Annotated in this window: 5 protein-coding genes; 1 reads left to right on the top strand and 4 read right to left on the bottom strand. The window is 72.3% G+C overall.

Translation table 11 applies throughout. The annotated features are described in order from the left end of the window. Positions 1-674: MGMT family protein (locus tag OJ962_RS04275; RefSeq protein WP_270006204.1), on the bottom strand; the 674-nt coding region annotated here is incomplete at its 3' end. A 238-nt stretch (positions 675-912) separates the two neighbouring features. Between OJ962_RS04275 and OJ962_RS04270 the strand changes: the two genes are divergently transcribed. Beyond that, positions 913-2,931 carry a lactonase family protein gene (locus tag OJ962_RS04270; protein ID WP_270006203.1) on the top strand — a complete coding sequence of 673 codons (2,019 nt, stop codon included), beginning with the start codon at positions 913-915 and terminating at the stop codon, positions 2,929-2,931. Here OJ962_RS04270 and mraY read toward each other — a convergent pair. From mraY to OJ962_RS04255, 3 genes are read right to left on the bottom strand one after another with little or no spacing between them, the layout of a single operon-like run. Further along, complete coding sequence (gene mraY, locus OJ962_RS04265; RefSeq protein WP_202952304.1) at positions 2,928-3,893, bottom strand: phospho-N-acetylmuramoyl-pentapeptide-transferase; 966 nt, start codon at positions 3,891-3,893, stop codon at positions 2,928-2,930. The genes OJ962_RS04270 and mraY overlap by 4 nt on opposite strands. Beyond that, a complete protein-coding gene (locus tag OJ962_RS04260; RefSeq protein ID WP_202952303.1) occupies positions 3,886-5,196 on the bottom strand; it encodes a UDP-N-acetylmuramoyl-tripeptide--D-alanyl-D-alanine ligase in 1,311 nt (436 codons plus the stop codon). The genes mraY and OJ962_RS04260 overlap by 8 nt, the downstream gene beginning before the upstream one ends. Next, positions 5,193-6,620, bottom strand: coding sequence for a UDP-N-acetylmuramoyl-L-alanyl-D-glutamate--2,6-diaminopimelate ligase (locus OJ962_RS04255; RefSeq protein WP_202952302.1), 1,428 nt, complete (start codon positions 6,618-6,620; stop codon positions 5,193-5,195). The genes OJ962_RS04260 and OJ962_RS04255 overlap by 4 nt, the downstream gene beginning before the upstream one ends. Positions 6,621-6,633 lie beyond the last annotated feature (13 nt).

Below are 6,633 nucleotides of genomic sequence, written 5' to 3'. Positions count from 1 at the left end.
GGACGGGCGCGCCAGGCCGCGGGCGGGCCGACGGGACGGGCCGCGGGCTGGACGACGGGACGGGGCCCGGCCGGGCCGACGGAGCGGGCCGCCGCGACGCGGCCCGCGGTCGTATGTGCGTCGGAGCTCGGCCCGGGCCCTCCCGCGCCCGCGTGCGGGCCGCCGGCCGCTCCGCCGCGGACTCGGGTGTCGGCGGACCCGGCGCCGGGCGACGGAGCGCCGGCGCCGGCGGACGCCGCATCCGAGCGCGACGCGTCGGACGGCGACGCGTCGGCGCTGGCGGACGCCGTGTCGGGCGGCGGAGCGCCAGCGCCGGCGGGCGCCGCGTCCGAGGGCGAAGCCTCCGCGCCACGCGTGGGCTCGTCGGGTTCCGGCGGCTGCCACGCGGGCGGGCGGAGCCGGCGCGACGGGGCGGCGCGGCCGCCGTCGAACTCGAGGCCCTCGGCTTCGAGGCGGCGGCGGACCTCGGCGGGGTCGCCCAGGGCGGTGCCGCCGATCGTGCCGTCGGACTTCAGGACGCGGTGGGCGCCGGCGAGGGACTCACGGATGAAGCGCTGGTTGAGGGCGCGGGCGTGCTTGTCGGTGCCGCCGGAGGCGGCGGCGACGTCGCCGTAGCTCATCCAGTGGCCGGCGGGGATGCCGGCGACGAGAGCGCGGAGGCGGTCGAGGTCCATGAGCGGGGCTCCTTGTTGGTGGGTTTCCGCCATCAAGGAGGGTGTGGCGCCGGTTGTGGTGGCGAGCGCTTCAATTGGCACTGATTTGGTGCAGTTTTGTGACGGGGTGCGTCGAACACGTGCCGATTCGGGGTTGACGGTCGGGACTCGTCCCGCTTAGCTACCGGCGCCGGATGAACGGGAGGCAGGGGCAGTGCAGGGATTGATCGGACACGGATGTCGCGCGGCGGTCGCCGCCATGGTGGCCGCGCTGGCGCTCGCGGGATCGGCGTCGGCGGCGGACCGGTGGCATCCGGTCCCGCAGTCGTGCATCAGCGCGAGCGGCAACAGTGGCGCGTGCACGGTCGGGACCGCGGCGGGCGGTCTGTGGAAGGTCGCCGTCGCTCCGGGCGGCGTGCATGCGTACGGCATCGCGCACGACCCGTCGGTCTCGATCCTGATCTTCAACCGCGACCCGGCGACGGGGAAGCTGACCCAGCGCGGGTGTCTCAGCGCGGACGGCGCCGGCGGCGCCTGCACGCCGGCGCTCAACTTCGGCAATCCGAACGGCATCGTCGTCAGCCAGGACGGCGCCAACGTGTACGTTTCGTCCGGCGCCTCGCTCACCGTGTTCGATCGCAACCGGTCGACCGGCGCACTCACACAGAAGCCAGGCAACACCGGCTGCTTCACGGTCGACGGCAATTACCCGCCCGGGGCGGGCAACCCGGCGAACTGCACGCGCGCCCGTGGATACTACGGACCGTTGAGCAACGGGCCGTCGAACCTCGTCATCAGCCCCGATGGACGGCAGATATACACGGGCGCCGGCTCGATCGTGACCCTGATGCGCGACCCGGCGACCGGGGCGCTCTCCCAGCCCGCAGGTGCGGATGGCTGCATCACCGCGAACGGCGCGGACGGCTGCGCGATCGGCCGGGGGTTCTCGCACGGGCGCCAGTTCGCGATCTCGCCGGACGGGCGCTCGATCTACGCTCCCTCGTACATCGGCAACACGCTGATGGTGTTCGATCGTGACCCGGGCTCGGGCGTGATCCGTCAAAAGGACGGAGCGGCCGGGTGCATCGGAGCAACGGTCGGCTGCGCGCCGGACCCGCACGCCAGGCTCGTGCAGCCCCTCGCCGTGACCGTCAGTCCGGACAGCCGCCACGTCTACGTGTCCGTCAGCAACGGCATGCTCGTGTTCGCCCGCAACGGCGACGGCAACCTCTTCTTCCAGAGTTGCGTCAACGACGGCGGCACCGCCGGCTGCTCGTTCGGCCGCAACCTCAGCACGGTCTCCTACAGCGACGTCAGCCCGGACGGGCAGACGGTCGTCGCCGGCCTCGAGACCAGGCCCGGCGTCGTGATGTTCGCGCGGGAGGCCGACGGCAACCTCTCCCAGCCGCCGTGGGGTGACGGCTGCGCGACGCCCGGCGGCGCGGCGCTGATCGCCGGCGCCTCGGTCCCGGGCCAGTGCGTCGCCTACCCGTCGCTGACCGGCAACGGTCAGGTCACGTTCGTCGACGACTCGAGCTTCATCACCGGCTCGCACACGGGCAGCTCGGTCACGGCGTTCCGGCGCGACTTCTACCCGCAGTGCCGCAGCCAGTCGCTGACGCTGACGCAGAACCTCGCGGCTCCGCTGCCGCTCACCTGCTCGGACCGCAACGGCGACGCGCTCAGGTACGCGATCATCGCCAATCCGATCGCGGGCGCGCTCGGCGCGATCGACGAAGGCAACGCCCGCGTCTTCTACAACCCGTTCTCGGGCTATCTGGGCAAGGACACGGTCCGTTACCGCGCGACCTCAACGGGCCTGACGTCCGAGGACGCGACGCTGGCCCTCGAGGTCGTGCCGCCCGTGCAGCCGCCGCCCCCGACCGTGCGCCCGCGGACGGTCAACGCGCCCGTCTCCTACAACTGGGCGGTCCGGAGCACGCGCCACACGCTCACGCGGCTCATCGTGCGCAACCTGCCGCTGGACTCGACGGTCACGCTCACCTGCACCGGCAAGCCGCGCTGCGTGCTCAAGCGACTCACGATCAAGCGCAGCCGCAAGAGCACGATGAACGTCCTCAACGCGAAGGCGCTGAACGGCAAGTACAAGCGCAGGACGCGCTTCCGCTCCGGGCAGACCGTGGACATCCGGATCGCGGCGCCGAGCATGAACACGAAGGTGCTGCGCTTCAAGCTGCGCAAGGGCAAGGTCGCCAAGCACCGCACGTACTGCGTGCCGCTCGGCGCCAAGCGCGCCCAGCGGGGGACCTGCAGCTAGCCGATCGACTGCTGGTAGAGCGTGAAGCCGATCGCGCTGCAGACCGCAGCGACGATCCAGAAGCGCAGGATGATCTTGGTCTCCGACCAGGCCTGCAGCTCGAAGTGGTGGTGGATCGGCGCCATCAGGAACACGCGCTTGCGGAAGGTCTGGAAGGCGAAGACCTGGATCATCACTGACAGCGCCTCGATGACGAAGATGCCGCCGAGGATGATCAGCAGCACCTCGGTCTTCGTCATCACGGCCATGGCGGCGATCGCGCCACCCAGGCCCAGTGACCCGGTGTCGCCCATGAAGATCGAAGCCGGGAACGAGTTGAACCACAGGAAGCCCACGCACGCCCCGACCACGCAGCCCGCGATCAGCGACAGGCCGAGCTGGTCGGTCGTGAACGTGATCGCGATGTAGGCGAGCAGGACGATCGACGCGCAGCCCGCGGCGAGGCCGTCCAGGCCGTCGGTGAGGTTGACCGCGTTCGTGGTGCCGGCGACGACCAGGTAGATGAAGACCGGGTACAGGTAGCCGAGGTCGATCGTGGCGTCGACGATCCGCAGGTTCAGCGTGTCCGGCAGGTCCGCGCCGCGCGTCGCCACGAGCCAGAGCCCGATCGAGATCACGACCATGCCGACGAGCTTGGTCCGGCCGCGCAGGCCGAGCGAGCGCTTCTTGTGGAGCTTCGTGAAGTCGTCGGCGAAGCCGAGCAGCGCGCACGCCAGCGCGACGCCGAAGACGCCGATCGCCCGCCAGTCCAGATCCGTCAGCAGCAGGAACGGGACGGAGATCGCGATGAAGATGATGATCCCGCCCATCGTGGGCGTGCCCGCCTTGGAGTGGTGCCCCTCCGGGCCCTCCTCGCGGATGTTCTGGCCGAACTCCCGCGCGCGCAGGAACGAGATGAACTTCGGCGACAGGAAGATGCAGATGAGCAGGGAGGCCGTTCCCGCGATCAGGACCTCACCCACGAGCCAGCGCCTCCGCCACCGTCTCCAGGCCGATGCCGCGCGAGGCCTTCACGAGCACGATGTCGCCGGCGCGCACCAACCCCGCGGTGACCGCGGCGGCCTCCTGCGCGTCCGCGGCCAGGTGCAGCTCGCCGCGGAAGCTCGAGCGCATCTCGGCGGACAGCGGCCCGACGGCGACCAGGACATCAACGCCGGTTGACGCGGCGTGCGCGCCGATTTCCCGGTGGGCCTCCACGCCGCCCTCGCCCAGCTCCAGCATGTCCCCGAGCACGGCCACGTGCCGCCCCGTAGGCGCCTGCGTGGCGAGATCGTCGAGCGCGGCGCGCATGGACAGCGGGTTGGCGTTGTAGCAGTCGTTGATGACGACCACCCCGCTCGCGAGCTCAACGTGTTCACCGCGCAGCGCGCCGAACTCGACGTCCACGCGGCCCTCGGGCTCGACGCCCACGGCCTGGGCGGCGGCGACCGCGGCGAGCAGGTTGACGAGCTGGTGCCGGGCGCGGAACGGCACCTCGAGCTCGATCACCCGCTCGCGCGCGACGATCTTCACGCGCGGCGGGTCGAAGTCGTCCAGGAAGACGTCGGTGCCGAAGTGGACGACGTCCAGGTCCTCGCGCAGATAGGGGTCCAGCAGCGGGACGTCGGCGGGGATGACCGCCACGGGCACGTGCGCCAGCAGCTCGGCCTTGGCCCGCGCGACGCCCTCCAGCGAGCCGACGAGCTCGATGTGCACCGGGCCGACGTTCGTGATCACGCCGACGTCCGGCTCGGCGATCCGCGCCAGCTCGTCGATCTGCCCGAAGCCGCGCATGCCCATCTCCAGCACGAGCACCTCGGTGCCCTCGGGCGCCGCCAGGACCGCCAGCGGCAGGCCGATCTCGGTGTTGAAGTTCGCCGGGTTGGCCGCCACGCGCCGGTGCGGCGCGATCAGGGCGGCGATCAGCTGCTTGGTCGACGTCTTGCCCACCGAGCCGGTGACGCCGATCACGGCCGCGTCGAGCTCGCGCCGCCAGGCGGTGGCGAGCGTCTGCAGCGCGAGCAGCGGATCGTCGGCGGCGAGCACCGCCCCGCCGGTCAATCCCTCGGTGTGCTCGGGCGCCACCAGCACGCCCCACGCGCCCGCCGCCAGCGCGTCCGCGCCGAAGCGCCCCCCGTCCACGCGCTCACCCCGCAGGCCGACGAACAGGTCGCCCGGCTCGATCGCGCGGGTGTCGATGACGGCACGGGTCGGCCCACCCGAGCCCGCCGCGACCAGCCGCGCGCCCGCCGCCTCCGCGACACGAGCGGCATCCCAGGAGATCACGAGCGCACCGCCGCGATCGCCTCGCGCGCCACCTCGGAGTCGTCGAACGGCTCCTTGCGGCCGCCCTCGAACTCCTGACCCTGCTCGTGGCCCTTGCCCGCGATCACCACGACGTCGCCGGCCTCGGCCAGGGAGATCGCGCGGAAGATCGACGCCCGCCGGTCCGCGTCGCGCTCGACGACCGCGTGCGGCGTCGCCGGGATGCCGGCGACGACCTCGTCGATGATCGCCTCGGGCGGCTCAGAACGCGGGTTGTCCGACGTGATCAGTGCGACGTCGGCCAGCCGCGCCGCGATCTCGCCCATGATCGGCCGCTTCCCGCGGTCGCGGTCGCCCCCGGCCCCGACGACCACGATCAGCTTGCCGCTCGCCAGCTCGCGCGCCGCCAGCAGCACCTGCTCGAGCGCGTCCGGCTTGTGCGCGTAGTCGACCACCACGCCGAACGGCTGGCCGGCCTCGACCGGCTGGAAGCGCCCCGGCGCCGTGACGGCGTGCGCGAGCGAGTCCGGGATGGTCTCGACCGGGACGCCGAGCGTCCGCGCGGCGGCCCACGCCCCGAGCGCGTTCAAGACGTTGAAGCGGCCCGGAATCGGGACGCGCGCGGGGAACTCGCCGTCCGGCGTGACCGCCACGAAGTCGCACCCGGTGGCGTCGGTCTGCACGGCGATCGCGCGGTAGTCGGCCTCGGCCTCGATCCCGAACGTCAAGCAGTCGAACTCCTCGATCAGGCGCCGGCCGTACGCGTCGTCGGCGTTGACGATCCGCGTCCGTGTCAGCTCGGAGGCGAACAGCAGCCGCTTGGCCTGGAAGTAGTCCTCCATCGTCGGATGGAAGTCCAGATGGTCCTGCGTGAGGTTGGTGAAGACGGCCGCGGCGACGTGGATGGCGTCGGCGCGCCGCAGCTCCAGCGCGTGCGAGGAGATCTCCATCGCGCACGCGGTGTCGCCCGCGTCGAGCATCTCGCGGAACGTGCGCTGGAGGTCGATCGCCTCGGGCGTCGTGCGCACCACGGCCCGCTCCTCGCCACCCACCACGGACTTGACCGTGCCCAGCAGCCCCGTCCGCACGCCCGCGCCCTCGAGCAGCGCGCGGACGAGGAACGCGGAGGTCGTCTTGCCGTTGGTGCCCGTGATCCCGGCGACCTTCAGCGCGGCCGTGGGATCGCCGTAGAAGCGGGCGGCGGCGGCCGCCATGGCCGCGCGGACATCGTCCACGCGCACCTCGGGCACGCCGAGATCGAGCGGGCGCTGGACGACCAACGCCACCGCCCCGCGCGCCACCGCGTCGGGGGCGAAATCGTGGCCATCGCGGGTGAACCCCGGGACGCAGAAGAACAGGGTCCCCGGACCCACGAGCCGGTTGTCGAACGTCAGGCCCGTGACGGCCACGTCGGGGCCGTCCCCGAGCAACTCGCGGAGCGTCATGCGACGAGCATCC

It is taken from the genome of Solirubrobacter deserti (assembly GCF_027587175.1).
In the GTDB taxonomy this organism is placed as follows: domain Bacteria; phylum Actinomycetota; class Thermoleophilia; order Solirubrobacterales; family Solirubrobacteraceae; genus Solirubrobacter; species Solirubrobacter deserti.
Note: the sequence above shows the minus strand (reverse complement) of the source record. Positions and strands in the feature narration are given on the sequence as shown.

Excerpts from the sequence above, each read along its gene's own strand:
- OJ962_RS04255 (WP_202952302.1), bottom strand. The coding sequence starts at position 6,620 with ATGACGCTCCGCGAGTTGCTCGGGGACGGCCCCGACGTGGCCGTCACG.
- OJ962_RS04270 (WP_270006203.1), top strand. The coding sequence starts at position 913 with ATGGTGGCCGCGCTGGCGCTCGCGGGATCGGCGTCGGCGGCGGACCGG.